At 63.9% G+C, this 20,777-nt stretch carries 19 protein-coding genes; 6 read left to right on the forward strand and 13 right to left on the reverse strand.

Going from position 1 to position 20,777, the window contains the following annotated elements; all coding sequences use genetic code 11:
* Positions 1-25: 25 nt before the first annotated feature.
* The 3 genes from IAE37_RS09495 to IAE37_RS09505 form a co-directional block, all read right to left on the reverse strand.
* Positions 26-367, reverse strand: coding sequence for a cupin domain-containing protein (locus IAE37_RS09495; protein ID WP_201172668.1), 342 nt, complete (start codon positions 365-367; stop codon positions 26-28).
* A gap of 31 nt (positions 368-398) precedes the next feature.
* Positions 399-1,805, reverse strand: coding sequence for an NAD(P)/FAD-dependent oxidoreductase (locus IAE37_RS09500; RefSeq protein ID WP_201172670.1), 1,407 nt, complete (start codon positions 1,803-1,805; stop codon positions 399-401).
* Between the two features lie 66 nt (positions 1,806-1,871).
* Positions 1,872-2,681, reverse strand: coding sequence for an AraC family transcriptional regulator (locus IAE37_RS09505; protein ID WP_201172672.1), 810 nt, complete (start codon positions 2,679-2,681; stop codon positions 1,872-1,874).
* Between the two features lie 220 nt (positions 2,682-2,901).
* Between IAE37_RS09505 and IAE37_RS09510 the strand changes: the two genes are divergently transcribed.
* Both IAE37_RS09510 and IAE37_RS09515 read left to right on the forward strand, forming a co-directional pair.
* The gene (locus IAE37_RS09510) at positions 2,902-3,798 is read left to right on the forward strand and encodes a hypothetical protein (protein WP_201172674.1); all 897 of its coding nucleotides are present in this window, start codon (positions 2,902-2,904) and stop codon (positions 3,796-3,798) included.
* A 279-nt stretch (positions 3,799-4,077) separates the two neighbouring features.
* The gene (locus IAE37_RS09515) at positions 4,078-4,605 is read left to right on the forward strand and encodes a hypothetical protein (RefSeq protein WP_201172676.1); all 528 of its coding nucleotides are present in this window, start codon (positions 4,078-4,080) and stop codon (positions 4,603-4,605) included.
* A gap of 38 nt (positions 4,606-4,643) precedes the next feature.
* Here the strand turns inward: IAE37_RS09515 and IAE37_RS09520 are convergent, their stop codons facing one another.
* From IAE37_RS09520 to IAE37_RS09555, 8 genes are all read right to left on the reverse strand, one after another.
* On the reverse strand, positions 4,644-5,612 hold the full coding sequence (locus IAE37_RS09520; RefSeq protein ID WP_201172678.1) for a peptide ABC transporter ATP-binding protein: 969 nt from the start codon (positions 5,610-5,612) through the stop codon (positions 4,644-4,646).
* Positions 5,612-6,580 carry an ABC transporter ATP-binding protein gene (locus IAE37_RS09525; protein ID WP_201172680.1) on the reverse strand — a complete coding sequence of 323 codons (969 nt, stop codon included), beginning with the start codon at positions 6,578-6,580 and terminating at the stop codon, positions 5,612-5,614. Before IAE37_RS09525 ends, IAE37_RS09520 begins: the two co-directional genes overlap by 1 nt.
* 10 nt (positions 6,581-6,590) lie before the next feature.
* On the reverse strand, positions 6,591-7,517 hold the full coding sequence (locus tag IAE37_RS09530; RefSeq protein ID WP_201172683.1) for an ABC transporter permease subunit: 927 nt from the start codon (positions 7,515-7,517) through the stop codon (positions 6,591-6,593).
* Between the two features lie 8 nt (positions 7,518-7,525).
* Positions 7,526-8,536 (reverse strand): ABC transporter permease subunit, encoded by a 1,011-nt coding sequence (locus IAE37_RS09535; RefSeq protein WP_201172685.1) that lies wholly within the window; start codon positions 8,534-8,536, stop codon positions 7,526-7,528.
* Between the two features lie 76 nt (positions 8,537-8,612).
* Positions 8,613-10,208, reverse strand: coding sequence for an ABC transporter substrate-binding protein (locus tag IAE37_RS09540; protein WP_201172687.1), 1,596 nt, complete (start codon positions 10,206-10,208; stop codon positions 8,613-8,615).
* 74 nt (positions 10,209-10,282) lie between these two features.
* Positions 10,283-11,656 carry an OprD family porin gene (locus IAE37_RS09545; RefSeq protein WP_201172689.1) on the reverse strand — a complete coding sequence of 458 codons (1,374 nt, stop codon included), beginning with the start codon at positions 11,654-11,656 and terminating at the stop codon, positions 10,283-10,285.
* Between the two features lie 231 nt (positions 11,657-11,887).
* Positions 11,888-13,513, reverse strand: a complete 1,626-nt coding sequence (locus IAE37_RS09550; RefSeq protein WP_201172690.1) for an ABC transporter substrate-binding protein — start codon at positions 13,511-13,513, stop codon at positions 11,888-11,890.
* Positions 13,514-13,810: 297 nt separating this feature from the next.
* Positions 13,811-14,527 (reverse strand): SIMPL domain-containing protein, encoded by a 717-nt coding sequence (locus IAE37_RS09555; protein ID WP_201172691.1) that lies wholly within the window; start codon positions 14,525-14,527, stop codon positions 13,811-13,813.
* Between the two features lie 202 nt (positions 14,528-14,729).
* Here IAE37_RS09555 and IAE37_RS09560 point away from each other — a divergent pair, with 202 nt between their 5' ends.
* The 4 genes from IAE37_RS09560 to IAE37_RS09575 all read left to right on the forward strand — a co-directional run bounded on the left by IAE37_RS09560 (position 14,730) and on the right by IAE37_RS09575 (position 19,121).
* Positions 14,730-15,989, forward strand: coding sequence for an ATP-binding protein (locus IAE37_RS09560; protein ID WP_201172692.1), 1,260 nt, complete (start codon positions 14,730-14,732; stop codon positions 15,987-15,989).
* A complete protein-coding gene (locus tag IAE37_RS09565; RefSeq protein WP_201172694.1) occupies positions 15,986-16,546 on the forward strand; it encodes a response regulator transcription factor in 561 nt (186 codons plus the stop codon). Before IAE37_RS09560 ends, IAE37_RS09565 begins: the two co-directional genes overlap by 4 nt.
* Positions 16,547-16,766: 220 nt before the next feature.
* Positions 16,767-17,708, forward strand: a complete 942-nt coding sequence (locus tag IAE37_RS09570; RefSeq protein ID WP_201172696.1) for an AEC family transporter — start codon at positions 16,767-16,769, stop codon at positions 17,706-17,708.
* Positions 17,709-17,762: 54 nt separating this feature from the next.
* On the forward strand, positions 17,763-19,121 hold the full coding sequence (locus tag IAE37_RS09575) for an amino acid permease (RefSeq protein ID WP_201172699.1): 1,359 nt from the start codon (positions 17,763-17,765) through the stop codon (positions 19,119-19,121).
* Positions 19,122-19,278: 157 nt separating this feature from the next.
* Here IAE37_RS09575 and IAE37_RS09580 read toward each other — a convergent pair whose 3' ends face one another.
* On the reverse strand, positions 19,279-20,322 hold the full coding sequence (locus IAE37_RS09580) for a calcium/sodium antiporter (protein ID WP_201172749.1): 1,044 nt from the start codon (positions 20,320-20,322) through the stop codon (positions 19,279-19,281).
* Positions 20,323-20,393: 71 nt separating this feature from the next.
* The gene (locus IAE37_RS09585) at positions 20,394-20,768 is read right to left on the reverse strand and encodes a septal ring lytic transglycosylase RlpA family protein (protein ID WP_201172702.1); all 375 of its coding nucleotides are present in this window, start codon (positions 20,766-20,768) and stop codon (positions 20,394-20,396) included.
* Positions 20,769-20,777 lie beyond the last annotated feature (9 nt).

Raw genomic sequence — 20,777 nt, forward strand, 5'->3', positions numbered from 1 at the left:
TTATCGAAGGCAGGCGATCAGCGGATCAGAAAATCAGTACGTAGGTCTTGCGCACGGTCTCCTGGATGTTCCAGGTGCCGGTGCTATTGGCCGGTAGCATCAATGCGTCTCCGGCTTCTATGAACAGGGTTTCGCCACCGTCGGGGGTGAAGGTGCAGCGGCCCTTGATGAAATGGCAGAACTCCTGTTGCTCGATCTGCCGTCGCCAGCGCCCGGGGGTGCACTCCCAGATGCCGGTCTCGACCCCGTCGCTGCGCTCCACGCAGGTGACCGAGGTGACCGCCACGGGCTCGCCGAGCGGTACCGCGACCGGGTTGCTGCTGTCCAGGACGGCGCTGGCTGTGTGTTTGAACTGGGTGATGCTCATGACCGATAGGTCCTCTGTGGGGAATGGCGATTCAGTGCATGAAACCTTCCATGAAGTCCGCCAGCGAGCTGGCCAGGCGCCGTCGCCAGGGTGGGCTCGCAGGGTTGGCGAGGGTCCGGTCCTCGTGGACGAAACTCTGGATGATCGCGTTGTAGCCCAACCAGCGGCAGGGCTCTGGCGGCCAGCTGGCCAGGCTCGAAACCGGGCGGTTGTCGAGCACCCAGGGTTGCGCGGTCAGCTCGTTATGCTGGTTGAGGATCAGCGCCGCCAAGGTGCGTCCGCCGAGGTTGGTAGCGCCGACCCCTTCGCCGCCGTAGCCGCCGGCCAGGGCGATGCCACGCTGACGGTCACACAGCATGTGCGGGCGGAAACGCCGGGCCATGCCCAGGTTGCCGCCCCAGCTATGGGTGATGCGCACGTGCTTCAACTGTGGGAACAGCTCGCTGAACAGGTAGCGGCGCAGCTCGATCTCGTGTTCGTCGAGGTTGAAGTTTTCCCGCAGTCGGCCGCCGAAGCGATAGCCGCCGCGGGCGCCGAACACCAGGCGGTTGTCGGCGGTGCGCTGGCCGTAGGTGACCTGGCGGCTGCTTTCACTGAACGCCTGGCCTTGGGCAAGGCCGATCTGTTCCCAGGTGGTTTGTGGCAGTGGCTCGGTGGCCACCAGCAGGCTCTGCACCGGCAACTGGTGCTTGCCCAGTGGCGGTAGGCTGGCGGCATAACCTTCGACTGCGGGCACCACCCACTGGCAGTGGATGCGCGCCAGGGGCGAGCGGACTTCGCCGGGCTGCCAGTCGATGGCAGGGGTGTTTTCATAGATGGGCACGCCAAGTGCTTCCACCGTCCGGGCCAGGCCACGGGTCAACTTGGCCGGGTGGATGGTCGCCGTGTGTGGGCTGTAGATGGCGCCGTAGGCATTGCTGACCCGCAGTTGCGCATCCAGTTGTTCCGGGCGCAGCCAGCGGTAGTCATCCTCTGTCATGCCTTGGCGATACAGGTCGTCGAGGTAGGCGCGCAGGCTGCGCTCCTGCTCCGGGTAGCGCGCGGCGCAGTACAGCACGCCCCCTTTGCGGTAGTCGCAGTCGATGCCCTCGCGCCGCAGCACGTCGTCGACTTCATCGGGAATGCCGTGCAGCAGGTCGATGCTGGCACGGCGCTGTTGCGGCGACAGGCTGGCGAGCAGGCGGTCCTCGCCGAGCAGGTTGCCCATCAGCCAGCCGCCGTTACGCCCCGAGGCGCCGAAGCCGGCGATGTTGGCTTCGATCACCACGATGCTCAGCTGTGGCGCCTGGCGCTTGAGGTAGTAGGCGGTCCATAGGCCGGTGTAGCCGGCGCCGATGATGCACACGTCGACGTCGAGATCCTGGCACAAGGCTGGGCGTGCGCACAGCGGCTCGTCGAGCTGGTCCATCCACAGGCTGAGAGTGCGCAGGGCTTGCATCGAGGGGGTGGCTCCACATCCGTCAGGGTCTGTGGACGATGCTAGTGGTTTCGGCCTGAGGGTGTCCTACGTGCGTGCACGCAGGGAAATTTCCCGCAGGTAAGCCTTGGGTGTCAGCCCGGTGTATTCGCGGAAGCACTTGTAGAACGCCGACAGGGAGTTGAAACCGGCGTTGAAGGCCAGGTCGTCGATCGGCGCTGCGACGCTGTCATCGTCAAGGCTGGCCAGCAGATGCTGCAGGCGTGCCTGGTTGACGTAGCGGTAGAAGCTCTGGCCGAGCACCTGGTTGAGGAGGTAGGAGATCTGGTTGCGGCTGTAGCCGCTGGCGTCGGCCACCTGTTGCAGGTCCAGGTCTGGGTCGAGGTAGGGGCGCTGGCGCTGGAAGTAGTGCTCCAGGTCCTGGGCCATGGTCGACAATTGCCGAGGCGACAGTCCCAGGCGGCTGGTGGCTGGACGTGGGCCGCGGTCGGCCCTGCCGGGGGCGTTGCCGCGGACCAGGGTGGCGTACTCGTTGACCCGCCAGATCAGGCCGTCCTTCACGGTGATTGCCTCGCTGGACTGGAACGCCACCAGGCCTTCGCCACCCTGCACCGTGACTTGGTACTGGATGAACGCGGTGCAGCCGTCCACGCGGATGCGGTCGCTGTGAACGATGTCCTCACCGGCTTCATGGGGCAGGCAGGCGCGCACGTAGTCGCGCAGCTCGTGGTAGCCGAGCACGCGGTCCTGGAAGAAGTCGTGGTATTGCACGTCGGGGTGATACAGCGCCATTACGCCATCGAGGTCGCGACGCTTCCAGCACAGGTGGTAGCGGGTCACGGTTGCCTGGGTCAGGGGTGTCTGGGCGGCGTCGTCGCGCGCAGCTAATGCATTCATGACGGGTATGGTGCCTCGGGCTTTGAGGGCCAAGCAAGGCGAAGGTATTGCAGAAGGCCATGCCCTGCACGAGCCGATCTGGCATTTTGCATGGTCATCAGAATCCTCCTACAAGCTAAACCATTGTTTTTGTTGGAAGTCATGTTTTGTCACATCTGGCACAGCCCGTGCACCTTCACCTTTGCAAACGGACTTCCCCACCAACAATAGGCGCTCGATCATGATTACAACTGCCGAATATCCAACCAATGAACCCAACCGATCCGGGGTATCGTGGGCGGCCATTTTCGCCGGTGCTGCTGCAGCGGCGGCGTTGTCGCTGATCCTCGTGGTACTGGGCAGTGGCTTGGGCTTTGCCGCTACCTCGCCGTGGGCCGACGAGGGCGCTAGCGCCAAAGCCTTGGGCATCTCCACCATCGTCTGGCTACTGCTCACCCAGATTATCGCCTCCGGGTTGGGCGGCTATATTGCCGGCCGACTGCGGGTGAAATGGGCCAATCTGCATGGTGATGAAGTGTATTTCCGCGACACCGCCCATGGCTTCCTGGCATGGGCTGTGGCGACCCTGGTGGCGGCCATGCTGGTGCTGGGCACTGCGGGCAACCTGATAGGCGCTGGCGCCAGCGCAGCTTCGCAGGCGGCAACGGTCAGCGCTGCCGCAGGCGGGGCAGCAGCAGCGGGTGACGACAGCAACTCGATGGGTTACTTCGTCGACAGCCTGTTCCGGGGTAATGGACCGGCTCCGGTCAGTGACGATGCCGCCAACGGGGTAGCAGCACGCATTCTGGCTAAGAACGTGGCCGGCGACGCCGCACTGCCAGCCGAAGATCGCGCCTACCTGGCCCAGCTGGTGGCGCAGCGTACCCGCCTGACCCAGCCAGAAGCCGAAGCACGTGTCGACCAGGTGATTGCACAGGTTCAGCAGCTGAAGCTGGATGCCAAGCAAGCGGCTGACACCGCCGCCAAGGTGGCCGCATGGACGGCATTGTGGACCTTCGTCGCGCTGCTGTGTGGTGCCTTCTTCGCCAGCCTCGCAGCGCTGTACGGCGGTCGCCGTCGTGATCAGGTGCAGTGGCTGGAAGGCGAGCATGTAGCTCATCGAACCATTCAACGTTAAGAAGGAGATACGGACATGCGCTCGATACTGTTGTGGATGCTTGGGGTGCCGATTCCCGTCATCATCTTGATCGCAATTTTCATGCATTAAGCAAAAAGGGCCGCATCGTGGCCCTTTTGTTGTTTGGAATCATGACCCCTCGGGGAATTGCGCTCGGATGGGTTGGGCTACGCGCAAGGTTTAGTTTGTATTCCACGACAGCCGTATGACCGGCGTCGTACGCAGGGAGGCATTCAATTGTCTCCGGCTCATAACAACTAAATCATGCAGGTGGCAAATATGTCTGGTATCGAAGAATTTGACGATGGCGAATGGGAAATGCTGAACCCCAATGGTGATTGGGTCATCATGACCGGTGATTTTGACCCCGAGGCGCCACAGCATTCTGCTTTGCGATTGGCCGGTCGCTTTCGCCGGGTCAAGCGGCCATCGCCCGGTGTCGGCAGCACTCGCACCAAGGGGCGTTTGCTGAAAGGGGTAGTGTCGAGCGCAGGCAAGGCTTTTCTGGAGCATTTCGTAGCGCCGGTGGCGGTGCAGATCATTGTCGATGAAATTCAGGGAAATCGCTTCAAGCATCCTGCCGATAGCCAGAAGAACCCGGATGGTTCGTACCGCTATAAAGATGGGTCCATCGCGACGGATACGGAAATAAAACATCCTGATGGTAGTGTGTCGACGCCCGATGGGGTGGTGAAGTACCAGAACCAGGCGAGTTATAACCGAGCCTCCAAAATTGTCACGTTGCCAGATGGCGCCGAAGTGCAGGGGGAAGTCGACGAGAACGGCCAGTTAGTCGTCAGTCTCTGAGTGATGAATAAATGGGGGCACGCGGTGCCCCCGTCTTATTAGAGAAACTGCTCGGCGTAATGACATGCCACCTGCCGCGTCCCCACTTTCCGAAACGCCGGTATCTCGCTGGCACAACGCTCGGTGGCATACGGGCAACGTTTGTGAAACGCACAGCCATCCGGCGGGTTCAGTGGGTTGGGCAGCTCACCGGCAATGCGGATCTTCGGCTTCAGCGGGTCCGGATGAATCGCCGGTGTCGCAGACAGCAAGGCCTGGGTGTAGGGATGCAGCGGCTTCTCGTAGATGTCCTCCTTCGGCCCCATTTCCGCGGGTCGCCCCAGGTACATCACCAGCACCTGATCGGCCACATGCCGCACCACTGCCAGGTTGTGCGAGATGAACACGTAGGCGGTGTTGAACTCCTTCTGTAAATCCATGAACAGGTTCAGCACCTGGGCCTGGATCGACACGTCCAGCGCCGAGGTCGGCTCATCCGCCACCAGCACCTTGGGCTGCAGCATCATCGCCCGGGCCAGGGCGATGCGCTGGCGCTGGCCACCGGAGAACATGTGCGGATAGCGCTGGTAGTGCTCGGGGCGCAGGCCGACCTGTTCCATCATCTTCTGCACCTTGTCGCGCCGTTCGGCCTTGCTCAGCGAGGTGTTGATCAGCAGCGGTTCGGCGAGTTGATCACCGATCTTCTGCCGCGGGTTGAGCGAGGCATAGGGGCTCTGGAACACCATCTGCACGTCGCGGCGCAGTTGCTTGCGCTCGGACTTGCTGGCGCCCTTCACCTCGGTGCCAGCGATTTGCAGCGAGCCGGAAGAGGGCTCTTCGATCAGCGTCAGGGCGCGAGCCAGGGTCGACTTGCCACAGCCGGACTCGCCGACCACGGCGAGAGTCTTGCCGGCTTCCAGCTCGAACGACACCCCGTTGAGCGCACGCACCAGGGCATGGCCCTTGAACAACCCACGGGACACCTCGTAATGGCGGGTCAGCTCCCGCGCGGTGAGTACCACAGCCATCAGGCCACCTCCTGGTTCAGCGGGTAGAAGCAGCGCGCCAGGCTGTGAGCCTGGGGTTCGAGTGCCGGGCGCTGCTGCCGGCAGTTGTCCTGCACGTAGGGGCAGCGCGGCGACAGCAGGCAGCCCTGGGGCCGGTCGTAGCGGCCGGGAACGATGCCCGGCAGGGTAGCGAGGCGCTCGGCGCCGATGCTGTGCTCGGGGATCGCCGCCAGCAACGCTTCGCTGTAGGGGTGGGCGGGTATGTCGAACAGCTCGGGTACCTGGCCTACCTCCACGGCCTGGCCTGCGTACATCACGCAGACGCGCCGGGCGGTCTCGGCGACCACGGCCAGGTCGTGGGTGATCAGGATCAGCGCCATGTTGCGCTCCTGCTGGAGGTTCACCAGCAGCTCCATGATCTGTGCCTGGATGGTCACGTCCAGGGCGGTGGTCGGTTCGTCGGCAATCAGCAGCCTGGGTTCGCCGGCGATCGCCATGGCGATCGCCACGCGCTGGCTCATGCCGCCGGACAATTGATGCGGGTAGGCCTCCAGACGGCTTTCGGGGGCCGGGATCTCGACCTTCTTCAGCAGCTCCAGGGCCCGCTGGCGCGCCGCCTTGCCCTTGAGGCCCAGGTGCTGGCGCAGCACCTCCTCGATCTGGAAGCCCACGGTATAGCTGGGATTGAGCGCGGTCATCGGGTCCTGGAAGACCATGGCGATGTCCTTGCCGACGATCTTGCGGCGCTGGCGGGCGCTGAGCTTGAGCATGTCGGTGCCGTCGAAGCGCAGGGTGTCGGCGGTGATGCGCCCCGGGGCATCGATCAGCCCCATCAGCGCCATCATGGTCACCGACTTGCCCGAACCGGACTCGCCGACGATGGCCAGGATCTCGCCGGCATCCACTGCCAGGTCGAGTCCATCGACCACCGGCACGGCATCGGCGTCGCCGAAGCGCACGTTGAGGTTGTTGATTTGCAACAGTGACATGGCGTGCTCCTCAGGCGGCGTTCTTGAGTTTCGGGTCCAGCGCGTCGCGCAGGCCGTCGCCCATCAGGTTGATTGCCAGCACGCTGAGCAGGATGGTCAGGCCAGGGAGGCTCACCACCCACCAGGCGCGCTCGATGTAGTCACGCGCCGAGGCCAGCATGGTGCCCCATTCCGGGGTCGGCGGCTGCACACCGAGGCCGAGGAAGCCCAGCGCGGCGGCATCGAGAATCGCCGAGGAGAAGCTCAGGGTGGCCTGCACGATCAGCGGCGCCATGCAGTTGGGCAGCACGGTCACGAACATCAGCCGGGGCAGCCCGGCACCGGCCAGGCGTGCGGCGGTGACGTAGTCGCGGTTGAGCTCGCCCATCACCGCGGCGCGGGTCAGGCGCACGTAGGACGGCAGCGACACGATGGCGATGGCGATGACCGTGTTGATCAGGCCAGGGCCGAGGATCGCGACGATGGCCACGGCCAGCAGCAGCGACGGCAGGGCCAGCATCACGTCCATCAGGCGCATGATCGAGGGGCCGAGCAGACGCGGGAAGAAGCCTGCCAGCAGGCCCAGGAGAATGCCGGGGATCAGCGACATCACCACCGACGACAGGCCGATCAGCAGCGACAGGCGTGCGCCGGTGATCAAGCGCGAGAGCAGGTCGCGGCCCAGTTCGTCGGTACCCAGCACGAACTGCCAGGTGCCTCCTTCGAGCCACACCGGCGGGGTCAGCAGGAAGTCGCGGTATTGTTCGCTCGGGTCGTGCGGCGCCACCCACGGCGCGAACAACGCGCAGAACACCACCAGGCACATGAAGGCCAGGCCCAGCACCGCGCCCTTGTTGCGGGCGAAGGCGTGCCAGAATTCCTTGAACGGGGAGGGGTAGAGCAGACTGGTATCCACCGGCTGGGCCGGCGCGACGGTTTTTACGGTCGGACTGGTCATGGGAGGCCTCAGCGCTGATGACGGATGCGTGGGTTGGCCAGGCCGTAGAGGATGTCCACGACGAAGTTGACCAGGATGACCAGGCAGGCGATCAGCAGGATGCCGTTCTGGACCACGGGGTAGTCACGGGCGCCGATGGCTTCGATCAGCCATTTGCCGACGCCCGGCCAGGAGAAGATGGTTTCGGTCAGCACCGCACCGGCCAGCAGCGTGCCGACCTGCAGGCCGAACACCGTCAGCACCGGGATCAGCGCATTGCGCAGGCCATGCACGAACACCACACGGGCCGGTGACAGGCCTTTGGCCCGGGCAGTGCGGATGTAGTCCTCGCGCAGCACCTCGAGCATCGACGAGCGGGTCATGCGGGCGATCACCGCGAGGGGGATGGTGCCCAGCACGATGGCCGGCAGGATCAGGTGCATGACCGCGTCCTTGAACGCGCCTTCCTCGTCACTGAGCAACGTGTCGATGAGCATGAAGCCGGTCTTCGGCTCGACGTCGTAGAGCAGGTCGATGCGCCCGGAAACCGGGGTCCAGCCCAGGCTCACCGAGAAGAACATGATCAGGATCAGGCCCCACCAGAAGATCGGCATGGAATAGCCGGCCAACGAGATGCCCATCACCCCGTGGTCGAACAGCGACCCGCGCTTGAGCGCGGCGATCACCCCGGCCAGCACGCCGAACGTGCCGGCGAACAGCAGGGCGGCGAGGGACAGTTCGAGGGTCGCCGGGAACAGGGTGAGGAACTCGCGCCACACGCTTTCGCGGGTCCGCAGCGATTCGCCCAGGTCGCCCTGGGCGAGCTTGCCGACGTAGTCCAGGTACTGGACCGGCAGCGGCTTGTTCAGGCCCAGGCGCTCCATGGCCTGGGCGTGCATTTCGGGGTCCACCCTGCGCTCGCCCATCATCACTTCCACCGGGTCGCCGGGGATCAGGCGTATGAGCGCGAAGGTCAGCAAGGTGATACCGAAGAAGGTCGGTATCAGCAGGCCCAGGCGCCGGGCAATAAAACTCAACATTGTCGGGGTTACCTCAATCAGCCGGTCAGGGCAGTGCCGCCGGTCCCCGTGTGGGCTGCCGGCGGTCGTTGTTGTTCTACTTCACCCGCGTGGTGGCGAAGTTGTTGTTGGTCAGAGGGCTGATCACATAGCCCTCCACGGTGTCACGCATGGCCGTGAACATCTTTGGGTGGGCCATGTTGATCCAGGGTTGGTCGTCATCGTACACCTTCAATGCCTCGGTATAGAGCCTTGCGCGTTGGTCGTTGTCGATCACTTCGCGGGCTTGGGTGATCAGTTCCTGGAACTTAGGGTTGCACCAGCGCGCATAGTTCTCGCCGCTTTTGGCGGCATCGCAACTGAGCAGGGGGCTGAGGAAATTGTCCGGGTCACCGTTGTCGCCGGCCCATCCGGTGGATACCAGGTCGGCCTCGCCGTTCTTGGCGCGGCGCAGCATCTCGGCCCATTCCATCACGCGGATATCCAGCTTCAGGCCGATCTGCTTGAGGTCGGCCTGGAGCATTTCGGCCGAAAGACGCGGATTGGGGTTGGTCGGGCCACCGCCGTTGCGGGTGAACAGTGTGATCACCGTGCCTTCCGGCATCCCGGCCTGCTCGAGCAGTTCACGGGCCTTGGCCAGGTCGCGGGGCGGGTTCTTGTTCTCGGTGTTGTAGCCGATCATGGTCGGCGGATAGGGATTCACGGCGACCAGTGCGTTGCCCTTGCCGAACAGCTGGTCGACGTGGGTCTGGCGGTCGAAGGCCATGTTGATGGCTTTGCGCACGCGCACATCGCTCAGGTACTTGTGCTCGGTGTTCATCGAGATGTAGCCGGTGACCAGGGCTTCGATTTCGTCGACCTTGAGGGTCGGGTCTTGCTTGATCGACGGTACATCATCGGGCTTGGGGTACAGCGCCACCTGGCATTCGTTGGCGCGCAGCTTCTGCAGGCGCACGTTGCTGTCGGTGGCGATGGCGAAGATCAGCGCATCGGCCGGTGGCTTGCCGCGGAAGTAGTCCGGATTGGGCTTGTAGCGAACCTGGGCGTCCTTGTTGTAGCGCTGGAAGATGAACGGGCCGGTGCCGATCGGCTTGCTGTTGAGGTCGCCGGTCTTGCTGGCCTCGAGCAGCTGGTCACCGTATTCGGCCGAGTAGATCGAGGTGAAGGCCATGGCCATGTCGCGCAGGAAGGGCGCTTCGGGGCGGGTCAGGGTGATCACCACGGTATGCTCGTCGGTCTTGGTCACCGACTTGAGCAGCTCCTTGAAGGCCATGCTTTCGAAGTACGGGTAGCCGACGCTGGTCTTGTCGTGCCATGGGTGGTTCGGGTCCAGCTGGCGGTTCAGGCTCCATAGCACGTCGTCGGCGTTGAGTTCGCGGGTCGGCTTGAAGTAGTCGGTGGTGTGGAACTTGACCCCTTGGCGCAGGTGGAAGGTGTAGGTCAGGCCATCGGGCGAGATTTCCCAGCGCTCAGCCAGGGCCGGCTCGATCTCGGTGGTGCCTGGTCTGAAGTCGACCAGGCGGTTGAAGACCGTCTCGGCCGAGGCATCGGCGGTGACGGCGGTGGTGTACTGGACGATGTCGAAGCCTTCCGGGCTGGCCTCGGTGCACACCACCAGAGGCTTGGCGGTGGCCTGCCCGGCGGCGCCGAGGACGAGCACCGCGAGGATGCTGCGCAATGCGGCTGAATTCATGAAACCTCCCAGTGGGCGTTGTTTCCAGCGTAGCTGCCAGGGCCCAGGCTTGGAGGGGCCCTGGCAGCTATCGGTCAGAGAATGTCGAATGGAATGGTGGTGACGACGCGCAACTCGTCCAGGCTGCCGTCGGCCTGGGCCTTGCTTGCCCGGTGTGCGGTGTAGGTGGCGCGGATGCTGGTGTCGCGCAGCGGCCCGCTCTGTACCACATAGCTGGTGCCGATACCCCACTCGTAGTGGGTCTCGCCGTCCAGGCCGCGCACGTCGTAGGCGCTACCACGGTAATGGGTGCCGTCGATGCCCCAGCCACGGGCGTTGTACAGGTTGAATTTCAGCCCCGGTATGCCGTAGGGCGCCATGTTCAGCACGTAGGAAAGCTGCACGGATTTCTCGTTCGGGCCGTTGAAATCCGAGAGCAGAGAGTTGGCCAGGAAGATGCCGTTGGTTTCGTGCAGGTAGTCGAAGTACTCGTTGCCATTGACCTGCTGCCAGGCGGCAGTGACGGTGTGCGCCTGGTGGGTCAGGCCGAACGACAGGCTGTAGGTGTCGTTGTCGATCTGGCCGAGCTTGCGGCTGCCCTGGTCCACGGTCTTGTAGTAGTTCAGGTCGGTGGTCAGGCCCAGCACGGCGTTGTCGCCCAGCACGTGGCTGGCGCCGAAGTAGTACTGGTTCCAGAAGTCCTCGGCGCGGGTGGCATAGACGCTGGTGGTGAGGCTGCGCAGTGGCTGGTAGCTGAAGCCGACGGTGCTGGCGCGGTCGGTCTCCACGCCGGTGGCGCCGTATTCGCTGCGGAACTTGCTCAGGCTCTGTTCGGTACGCGGCGAGACGCGGTCGAAGGTGCCCAGGTCGAACGACAGGTTGTCGAACTCGGCGCTGTGCAGGAAGGCACCTTGGAAGCTCGACGGCAGGGCGCGGTTGCCGATCTCGGCGATCATCGGCGTGTTGATCGATTGCCGGCCGAGGGTCAGGGTGGTGTTGCCGACGCGCGCCTTGACGTTGGCCAGGCCCATCTTGCTCCACTGGTCGAGGGGCTCGCCATCGCTGTGGGTGAGGGTGCGGTTGTTCGGCCCGGCCACGGCGGCGCGGCCTCGCTCCAGGGCGATGGCGTTGTAGCCCGCAGCCTCGATGGCGAAACCGACGGTGCCCTGGGTGAAGCCTGAGCGGTAGTTGAGGATGGTGCCTTGCAGCCAGTTGTCGCGGCTGTGGCTGTCGTGCTGGCTGCCGTCGCTCTTGTAGTACCTGAACAATGGCGCGCGGGTGGCGCGTTCGCGGGCGTACCAGTTGCGTGTGCTGCCCGACAGACTTTGGCCTTCGATGAAGCCCTTGGCCTGGTCCTGCTCGCTGCTGGCCTTGAGGCTGAGCGGTAGATAGGCCTGGCTTTGCGGCTCGGCCTGGGCGAATGCCGAAAGTGTGCCGAGGGCCAGTGCGGTGAGGGTGAATGGTTTCAAGTGGAAGCTCCCTTTCGTGCTTTTTCTAGTTATCGCCGGGCTTGGTGGCCGGCTGCTGGGTGCTGCAGAAGCCACTGGGATCGCCAGTCGGGCTTCTCGCCGGCCAGCCGGCTCCCGCAGCCATCGCCTCCGTGCGGGCCGTAGGGAGCCGGGTCGCCGGCAACGGCTCGCCGACCCCGGTGCACAGGGCACCGGAGGCAGCAAGGGTTCAGGTCGTAGGAGTGAGACGGGTTACTTCGTCACGCTGACGCCGTAGAAGGAGTTCAGGGCGAAGGGGCTGATCTTGAAGCCCTGCACCTGCTTGCTCATCGGCTGATAGACCGTGGAGTGGGCGATGGGCGTCATCGGCACCTGCTCCTTGATGATGTGCTGGGCTTTTTCATACAGCTCGGTGCGCTTGGCCTGGTCGGTGGTGGCCTTGGCTTGCTTGATCAGGTCGTCGTACGGCTTGTAGCACCACTTGGAGAAGTTGTTGCCGTTCAAGGCATCGCAGCTGAACAGGGTGCCCAGCCAGTTGTCCGGGTCACCGTTGTCGCCGCTCCAGCCGATCAGCATGGCGCCGACCTCACCGGCTTTGGCGCGCTTGATGTACTCGCCCCATTCGTAGCTGACGATCTTGGCCTTGATACCGACCTTGGCCCAGTCGGCCTGCAGCATCTCGGCCATCAGCTTGGCGTTGGGGTTGTAGGGGCGCTGCACTGGCATGGCCCACAGGGTGATCTCGGTGCCTTCCTTGATGCCGGCTTCCTTGAGCAGTTGCTTGGCCTTCTCCGGGTCGTAGGGCGCATCCTTGACGCTGGTGTCATAGGACCACTGGGTCGGCGGCATGGCGTTGACCGCCAGCTGCCCGGCGCCCTGGTACACCGAGGTGATGATCTGCGGCTTGTTCACCGCCATGTCCAGAGCCTGGCGCACCTTGAGCTCGGCCAGCGGGTTGGGCACGTTGCTGCCCTTGATCTGGTCCATCACGTTGTAGGCGATGTAACCCAGGTTATAGCCCGGTTGGCTGGGCATCTGCAGTTTCGGGTCTTTCTTCAGCGGCTCGATATCGGCGGGGCGCGGGAACAGGGTGACCTGGCACTCGTTTTTCTTCAGTTTCTGCATGCGCACCGAGGCATCGGTGGTGATGGCGAAGATCAGGTTGTCGATCTTCACGTCGTCGGGTTGCCAGTAGTCCTTGTTGCCCTTGAAGCGGATCTGCGCGTCCTTCTGGTACTTGCTGAACACGAATGGGCCGGTGCCGATCGGCTTCTGGTTGATATCGGCAGCCTTGCCCTGCTTGAGCAACTGGTCGGCGTACTCGGCGGACTGGATCGAGGCGAAGCTCATCGCCAGGTTCTGGATGAACGCGGCGTCCACCTGGTTGAGGGTGAAGCGCACGGTATGCTCGTCGAGTTTTTCCAGCTGGGCGATGTTCTGGTCCATGCCCATGTCGGTGAAGTAGGGGAACTCGGTGGGGTAGGCCTTGCGGAACGGGTGGTTCTTGTCGCGCATGCGGTCGAAGGTGAACAGCACGTCGTCGGCGTTGAATTCGCGGCTGGGCTTGAAGTAGTCGGTGGTGTGGAACTTGACCCCCTCGCGCAGATGGAAGGTGTAGACCTTGCCATCGTCGGACACTTCCCATTTCGTGGCCAGGCCTGGAATGACGCTGGTGCCGCCGCGCTCGAACTGGGTCAGGCGGTTGAACACGGTTTCGGCCGAGGCGTCGAAGTCGGTTCCGGTGGTGTACTGGCCTGGGTCGAAGCCAGCCGGGCTGCCTTCGGAGCAGAACACCAGGTTGGACGCGGCAAGGGCACCCGGGGTGTGGGCGAGCAAGCCTGCGCCGAGCAGGAACGGAATGACTGCGTGTTTGAGCATGGTGGCCTCATTGTTGTCATTGTTGAGTGCGAGGTGGCCTCGTGAGCCGACCTGCGGATCCTTATGCAGGGGGGACCCCAATGCAATCCTCAAAAGGATAGTAGGCGGGCAAAAAGTAGGACGGTCGTACATGGATGTCGCATATGTGTAATTTTTGCCGAAGTTGATCGTTTGCGTGGCAAAAATTATAGACTTTTCAGGGTGTTTCCAGAGGGGGTGCTGTGTAGGACGCATCCGAATGGTGCGTAGGAAGGGGCTGAAACAAGCCGCCCCTCCAGTGGAGGGGCGGCTGCAGAGTCACGGCATCTGCACTTCGATCAGACCGTCGGCATTCATGCTCACTTCGCTGGTGCCGGCCTCGATGTCTGGCGCGGGGGCAGCTTCATCGGCGGACATGGCCTTCATCGCCATCGGTGCGCTGCGCAGGTAGGGACGTGGGTAGCCGCTGCTGTTGAGGTTGAGGCTGACGATCTTGTAGCCCTTGCCGCCCAAGGCCTCTGTGGCCAGTTGGGCGCGGGCCTTGAAGGCATTGACGGCATCCTTGAGCAGGTCGTCTTCGCTGGACTTGCGCGTGGCCGGGGCGATGGAAAAGTCCATGCCGCCCATTTTCAGCTCCTGCAGCAGATCAGCGGTGAGCTGCGAAAGGGCCGGGAAATCGGCGCTTTCCAGGCGCAGTTCGGCACGTTCGCGCCAGCCGGTGATCTTCTGGCCCTTGCTGTCATACACCGGGTAGCTGTTGCGGCTACCCTGGCTGAGCTTCACGTCCTTGACCTGGCGCGCCTGCTGCACGGCCTTGTTCATGGTTTCGGTGATTTGCTTGGCGAGCTTGCCTGGGTCGGTGTTCTGCGCTTCGCTGTAGAGGGTCACGACCATCAGGTCGCGGGCCACTTCCTTGCTCACTTCTGCACGCAGCGAGACCTGGTTGAAGCGCGGTTCATCGGCCGCCAGGGCCGGCAGGCTGGCCAGCAGGCCGCAGGACAGGATCAGGGCGGCGCCGCGACGGGGGATTGGCATGTGTTACTCCTTGGCAATATTGGGCGTGGATCGAGGTCTTCCCTTCCACGCATGGCCCATGAGACCGGCATCAGTGTAGTGGGTTCAAAAGTGCCATCATGAACCTGTGACAAAGTGTGGCGCTTTGCCGCATCGCTGCAGCGAGGCGCCCGGCTTCGGTATACTCCAGCCGATTTTCCTGGAGCACTCATCAGGAGAGCTCATGCTCGCCGCCGTACAACCGCTGTCCGCCACCCGCCAGAACCTCTGGCGCCTGACCGTCATCCGTGTGCTGGTACTGGCCGCCCAGGCTGGCTCCGTGGGCGTCGCCTACTGGACCGACCTGTTGCCGCTGCCCTGGTTGTCGCTGGCCGCCACCCTGGCCCTGTCGTCGATCCTGTGTGCCTTCACCGCCTTGCGCCTGCGCCTGTCGTTGCCGGTCACCGAGCTCGAATATGCCCTGCAACTGGCCTGCGACCTGCTGATCCACAGCGCCTTGCTGTACTACTCCGGCGGTTCGACCAACCCGTTCGTGTCCTACTACCTGGTGCCCTTGGCGATTGCCGCGGTGACCTTGCCCTGGCTGTATTCGCTGATTCTGTCGGGCATCGCGCTGACCGCCTACAGCCTGCTGCTGGTGCAGTTCTACCCGCTCGAAGGGTTGCCGATGGCGCGAGACAAGATGCAGGTCTACGGCATGTGGCTGAGCATCGCCCTGGCCGCTGCGGTGATCACCTTCTTTGCCGCGCGCATGGCCGAGGAGTTGCGCCGCCAGGAGCAACTGCGTGCCGAGCGCCGGGAAGAAAGCCTGCGCGACGAGCAGTTGCTGGCCGTGGCCACCCAGGCCGCCGGCGCCGCCCATGAGTTGGGTACGCCCCTGGCGACCATGAGCGTGCTGCTCAACGAGATGCGCCAGGACCACACCGACCCGCTGTTGCAGGAGGACCTGCAGATCCTCCAGGACCAGGTCAAGCTGTGCAAGGAAACCCTGCAGCAACTGGTACGCGCCGCCGAGGCCAACCGTCGCCTGGATGTGGGCGAGCAGGACGTCACCGCCTGGCTGGACGAGGCGCTGAACCGCTGGCACCTGATGCGCCCCGAGGCCAGCTACCGCTTCCAGCGCCTGCGCGACGGCCAGGTGCCGCGCCTGACGCCACCGCCAGACCTGACCCAGGCCCTGCTGAACCTGCTGAACAATGCCGCCGATGCCTGCCCCGACGACCTGCAGGTGACCCTCGACTGGGACGCCGAGGACATCCTGATCGGCATCCGCGACCATGGCCCTGGCGTGCCGCCGGCCATCGCCGAAGCTATCGGCAAACCCTTCATTACCACCAAGGGCAAAGGCTTCGGCCTGGGCCTGTTCTTGAGCAAGGCCAGCGTGACCCGTGCGGGCGGTTCGGTGAAACTCTATAGTCATGAACAGGGTGGCACCCTGACCGAATTGCGCCTGCCCCATGGCAAGCGAGGAGATGAACGATGAGCGAAGAAATCCAGGTCGAAGGCGAAGAACTGCCGCACCTGCTGCTGGTGGACGACGATGCCACCTTCACCCGAGTCATGGCCCGTGCCATGGGCCGCCGCGGTTTCCGCGTGAGTACTGCGGGCTCTGCCGAGGAGGGCCTGATCCTGGCCCAGCAGGACCTGCCGGACTACGCGACGCTGGACCTGAAGATGGAGGGCGACTCGGGCCTGGTCCTGCTGCCCAAGCTGCTCGAGCTGGACCCGGAGATGCGGGTGGTGATCCTGACTGGTTACTCGAGCATCGCCACCGCTGTCGAGGCGGTGAAGCGCGGCGCCTGCAACTACCTGTGCAAACCGGCCGACGCCGACGATGTGCTGGCGGCGTTGTTGTCCGAGCATGCCGACCTGGACACCCTGGTGCCGGAAAACCCGATGTCGGTGGACCGCTTGCAGTGGGAGCACATCCAGCGTGTGCTCAATGAGCACGAAGGCAACATCTCGGCCACCGCCCGGGCGCTGGGCATGCACCGCCGGACCTTGCAGCGCAAGTTGCAGAAGCGGCCGGTTCGGCGTTGATTCTCTGCTGCCTGTACCGGCCTCTTCGCGGGTGAACCCGCTCCTACAGGTATTCCACAATTCCTGAAATTTGTGGGATACCTGTAGGAGCGGGTTCACCCGCGAAGAGGCCGGTACAGTCAATAGAAAAACAGAATTTCCTCCACGATCCCCGCATTTCCTGACGCGTTGGCGTATCATTAGCCGCCTAACGGCAACCCTTCCTCAGGACCGCTTGCGCATGCTCGCCCTTCTCATCCAGACGCTGAATATCACGGCGCCCGTCTTCGCCATGCTGTTCATGGGCATATTGCTCAAACGTATCCACCTCATCGACGACAACTTCAACCGTGTCGCCTCGCAGTTGGTGTTCAACGTCTGCATGCCGGCATTGCTGTTCCTCGGCATCTATCACGCCGACCTGGCCTCTGCGGTCAAGCCGGGGGTGATCCTCTACTTCGTCGCCGCCACCCTGGTCGGTTTCGCCGTGGCCTGGGGCCTGGCGATCTGGCGCAGCCCACTGGCCGACCGCGGCATCTATACCCAGGGCGCGTTCCGCGGCAACAACGGCGTGATCGGCCTGGCCCTGGCCGCCAGCCTCTATGGCGACTACGGTATTTCCCTGGGGGCAGTGCTCGCCGGCCTGGTGATCCTCATGTACAACTCGCTGTCGGCGGTGGTGCTGGCGGTGTACAGCCCGGACCTAAAGTCCGACCCCTGGAGCATCTGCAAGAGCATCTTCAGCAACCCGCTGATCATCAGCGTGCTGGTGGCGACGCCGATGGCTTACGGCCAGGTGCCACTTCCCAACTGGCTGCTGACCTCGGGCGACTACCTGGCGCAGATGACCTTGCCACTGGCGCTGATCTGCATCGGCGGCACCCTGTCGCTGACTGCGCTGCGCGACAGCGGCAAGCTGGCCATCGATGCCAGCCTGGTGAAGATGGTCTGGCTGCCGCTGATCGGCACGCTCGGCGCCTGGCTCTGTGGCTTTCGTGGCGCCGAACTGGGCATCCTGTTCCTGTACATCGGCAGCCCCACTGCAGCGGCGAGCTACGTCATGGCCCGCGCGGCCAACGGCAACCACGAGCTGGCGGCGTCGATCATCGTGATTACCACCCTGATGGCGGCGATCACCACCAACATTGGCATTTTCATCTTGCAGTGGGGCGGATGGATCTAGATCCTTGACGGCCTAGAACAGAACAACACTGCCTCACTCAGCAAAGGACACTTCATGCAAGACCAGAGCACGCCCGAGCAGCTACAGCGCGGGCTGAAGAATCGTCATATCCAGCTGATCGCGCTGGGCGGTGCCATCGGTACCGGGTTGTTCCTGGGCATCGCCAAGACCATCCAGCTGGCCGGCCCTTCGGTATTGCTGGGCTATGCCATCGCTGGCCTCATGGCGTTCCTGATCATGCGCCAGCTCGGCGAGATGGTGGTCGAGGAGCCGGTCGCCGGCAGCTTCAGCCACTTCGCCCACCAGTACTGGAGCGAGTTCGCGGGGTTCGTCTCGGGCTGGAACTACTGGGTGGTGTACGTGCTCGTGGGCATGGCCGAGCTCACCGCCGTCGGTATCTACGTGCAGTACTGGTGGCCTGGGTTCCCGACCTGGGCCACGGCGGCGATCTTCTTCGTGGTCATCAACCTGATCAACCTGACCCAGGTGAAGGTCTATGGCGAAATGGAATTCTGGTTCGCCCTGATCAAGGTGGTGGCGATCGTCAGCATGATCGGCTTCGGCGCCTGGCTGCTGGGCAGTGGGCACGGTGGGCCGGATGCCAGCGTGGCCAACCTGTGGCAGTACGGGGGCTTCTTCCCCAACGGCGTCGGTGGCTTGGTCATGGCCCTGGCGGTGATCATGTTCTCGTTCGGTGGCCTGGAGCTGGTCGGCATTACCGCTGCCGAGGCGGCCAACCCGCGGGTGAGCATTCCCAAGGCGACCAACCAGGTGGTGTACCGCATCCTGATCTTCTACATCGGCGCCCTGGCCGTGCTGCTGTCGCTGTACCCGTGGCAGAAGGTGGTGGAGGGCGGCAGCCCGTTCGTGATGATCTTCCATGAGCTGGACAGCGACCTGGTGGCGACCATCCTCAACGTGGTGGTGCTCACGGCGGCGCTGTCGGTGTACAACAGCTGCGTGTACGCCAACAGCCGCATGCTGTTCGGCCTGGCCAGCCAAGGTGACGCGCCGCGCCAGTTGCTGAAGGTAAGCCGCCGTGGCGTGCCGTTGACTGCGCTGGGTGTGTCGGCGTTCGCCACCGGCCTGTGCGTGCTGATCAACTACCTGATGCCGGGTGAGGCGTTCGGCCTGCTGATGGCGCTGGCGGTGTCGGCGTTGGTGATCAACTGGGCGAGCATCAGCATTACCCACCTGAAGTTCCGCAAGGCCAAGCTGGCGGCGGGTATCACGCCGTTCTACAAGAGCCTGGGGCACCCGCTGACCAACTACCTGTGCCTGGCGTTCATCGTGTTGATCCTGGTGGTGATGCTCCTCACCCCGGGGATCCGCATCTCGGTGATGCTGATCCCGGCGTGGATTGCCGTCTTGTGGTTTGCCTTCAAACTGAAAAAAGCTGGGCAGGGCAGATAGGTAAAGCAGGCCTGGCCTCTTCGCGGGTAAACCCGCTCCTACAGGGGGGCGCAGTGCAATCCCCGGTGTTGGATTTGTTGTCCAACATCCGGGGCGCAGTGCAATCCCTGTAGGAGCGGGTTTACCCGCGAAGAGGCCGGGCCTGCTTTTACAGGTCTCAGTGCTGCCGCCGCCACGCCCGCACGGTGGTGAACAACAACACCGCCCCAAGTACCGGCAGCACATAGAACAGCATCAGCCGCTCCAGGCGCCCGGCCAGCGGCATGCCCATGGTGAAGGCTGCCACATGCAGGCCGTAGGCCAGGTAAAGGCAGAGAAACACCAGGCCCTCGGCGCGGGTGACTCGGTAACCGGAGTAGAACACCGGCAGGCTCAAGGCGGCGACGCCGAGCATCACTGGCAGGTCGAAGCCCAAGGCATTGGGCGAAATGCTCAGCGGCTCGGGGGTGATCAGCGCGGTCAGGCCCAATACCCCCAGCAGGTTGAACAGGTTGCTGCCGATCACCGTGCCCACGGCGATTTCCCGCTCACCGCGCAACGCGGCGACCAGCGCGGCGGCCAGCTCCGGCAAGGAGGTGCACACCGCGACCACGGTCAGGCCGATGACCCGTTCTGAAAGCCCCAGGTCGGTGGCCACCTCCACGGCTGCCTCCAGCAACAAGTGGCCGGCCAGGCTCAGCATCAGCAAGCCAGTAGCGACCTGCAGCAACGTGACCGACCAGAAGCGCGCGGGGCGGATGGCGCCCGGATCCGCTGCCGGGTAGGTGCGTGCGTAGTGGCGCGACTGGTGCCAGAGCATGACCAGGTAGCCGACCAGGCCGAGCAGCAGCAACAGCCCTTCGACCCTGCCCAGGTGGCCATTGGCGCACAGGGCGTAGACCAACCCGCTGGCCGCGATCATCAGGGGGATGTCCAGGCGCACCAACTGGCGTGACACCCGCAGCGGAATGATCAGCGCGGCCAGGCCGAGAATCACCAGGACATTGAAGATATTGCTGCCAATCACGCTGCCCACGGCGACGTCTGGCGCGCCCTGGTAGGCTGCCTGCAGGCTGACGGTCAATTGCGGCGCAGTGCTGCCGAATGCGACGAGGCTCAGGCCGATGATCAGTGGGCGCACGTGCAGGCGCTGGGCCAGGCGCAGGGCAACCCGCACCAGCAGTTCGGCGCCGCCGATCAACAACAGCAGCGCCACGCCCAGTTGCAGCAGGCTGAAGGTGGGAAGGGTGGCCAGGTCGAAAATGGTGTGGCTCCAGTCAGGTCGGGTTCGGCTCAGTCGCTCAGACCTTGTACCCGGACGCGCGCCGTTCCGCTACGGAGCATGCCGATTTTTTCTGCTGCGGCACGTGACAGGTCGATCAGCCGGCCGCGGGTGTGCGGGCCGCGATCGTTGATGCGGACCACCACGCTACGGTCATTGGCCAGGTTGGTGACCAGCACCCGGCTGCCGAAGGCCAGGCTACGGTGGGCGGCGGTAAGGCCATGCTGGTTGAAGGCTTCGCCGCTGGCGGTGCGTTTGCCGTGGTGGCGGGAGCCGTAATAGGACGCGGTGCCGGTCTGGTCGTAGCCGCGGGGGTCGATGTCGTGGCTGGCGCAGCCGGCCAGCAATGAGAAAAGGGCCAGGGTGCCGAGGGATCGTTTTAGCAAGTCAGGTGC

This window comes from Pseudomonas sp. S31 (assembly GCF_016648105.1).
Lineage (GTDB): Bacteria > Pseudomonadota > Gammaproteobacteria > Pseudomonadales > Pseudomonadaceae > Aquipseudomonas.

Coding starts and splice junctions, on each gene's coding strand:
- IAE37_RS09525 (WP_201172680.1), bottom strand. CDS start 6,580: ATGTCACTGTTGCAAATCAACAACCTCAACGTGCGCTTCGGCGACGCC.
- IAE37_RS09495 (WP_201172668.1), bottom strand. CDS start 367: ATGAGCATCACCCAGTTCAAACACACAGCCAGCGCCGTCCTGGACAGC.
- IAE37_RS09505 (WP_201172672.1), bottom strand. CDS start 2,681: ATGAATGCATTAGCTGCGCGCGACGACGCCGCCCAGACACCCCTGACC.
- IAE37_RS09510 (WP_201172674.1), top strand. CDS start 2,902: ATGATTACAACTGCCGAATATCCAACCAATGAACCCAACCGATCCGGG.
- IAE37_RS09535 (WP_201172685.1), bottom strand. CDS start 8,536: ATGTTGAGTTTTATTGCCCGGCGCCTGGGCCTGCTGATACCGACCTTC.
- IAE37_RS09565 (WP_201172694.1), top strand. CDS start 15,986: ATGAGCGAAGAAATCCAGGTCGAAGGCGAAGAACTGCCGCACCTGCTG.
- IAE37_RS09570 (WP_201172696.1), top strand. CDS start 16,767: ATGCTCGCCCTTCTCATCCAGACGCTGAATATCACGGCGCCCGTCTTC.
- IAE37_RS09530 (WP_201172683.1), bottom strand. CDS start 7,517: ATGACCAGTCCGACCGTAAAAACCGTCGCGCCGGCCCAGCCGGTGGAT.
- IAE37_RS09575 (WP_201172699.1), top strand. CDS start 17,763: ATGCAAGACCAGAGCACGCCCGAGCAGCTACAGCGCGGGCTGAAGAAT.
- IAE37_RS09540 (WP_201172687.1), bottom strand. CDS start 10,208: ATGAATTCAGCCGCATTGCGCAGCATCCTCGCGGTGCTCGTCCTCGGC.
- IAE37_RS09555 (WP_201172691.1), bottom strand. CDS start 14,527: ATGCCAATCCCCCGTCGCGGCGCCGCCCTGATCCTGTCCTGCGGCCTG.
- IAE37_RS09520 (WP_201172678.1), bottom strand. CDS start 5,612: ATGGCTGTGGTACTCACCGCGCGGGAGCTGACCCGCCATTACGAGGTG.
- IAE37_RS09515 (WP_201172676.1), top strand. CDS start 4,078: ATGTCTGGTATCGAAGAATTTGACGATGGCGAATGGGAAATGCTGAAC.
- IAE37_RS09500 (WP_201172670.1), bottom strand. CDS start 1,805: ATGCAAGCCCTGCGCACTCTCAGCCTGTGGATGGACCAGCTCGACGAG.
- IAE37_RS09560 (WP_201172692.1), top strand. CDS start 14,730: ATGCTCGCCGCCGTACAACCGCTGTCCGCCACCCGCCAGAACCTCTGG.
- IAE37_RS09550 (WP_201172690.1), bottom strand. CDS start 13,513: ATGCTCAAACACGCAGTCATTCCGTTCCTGCTCGGCGCAGGCTTGCTC.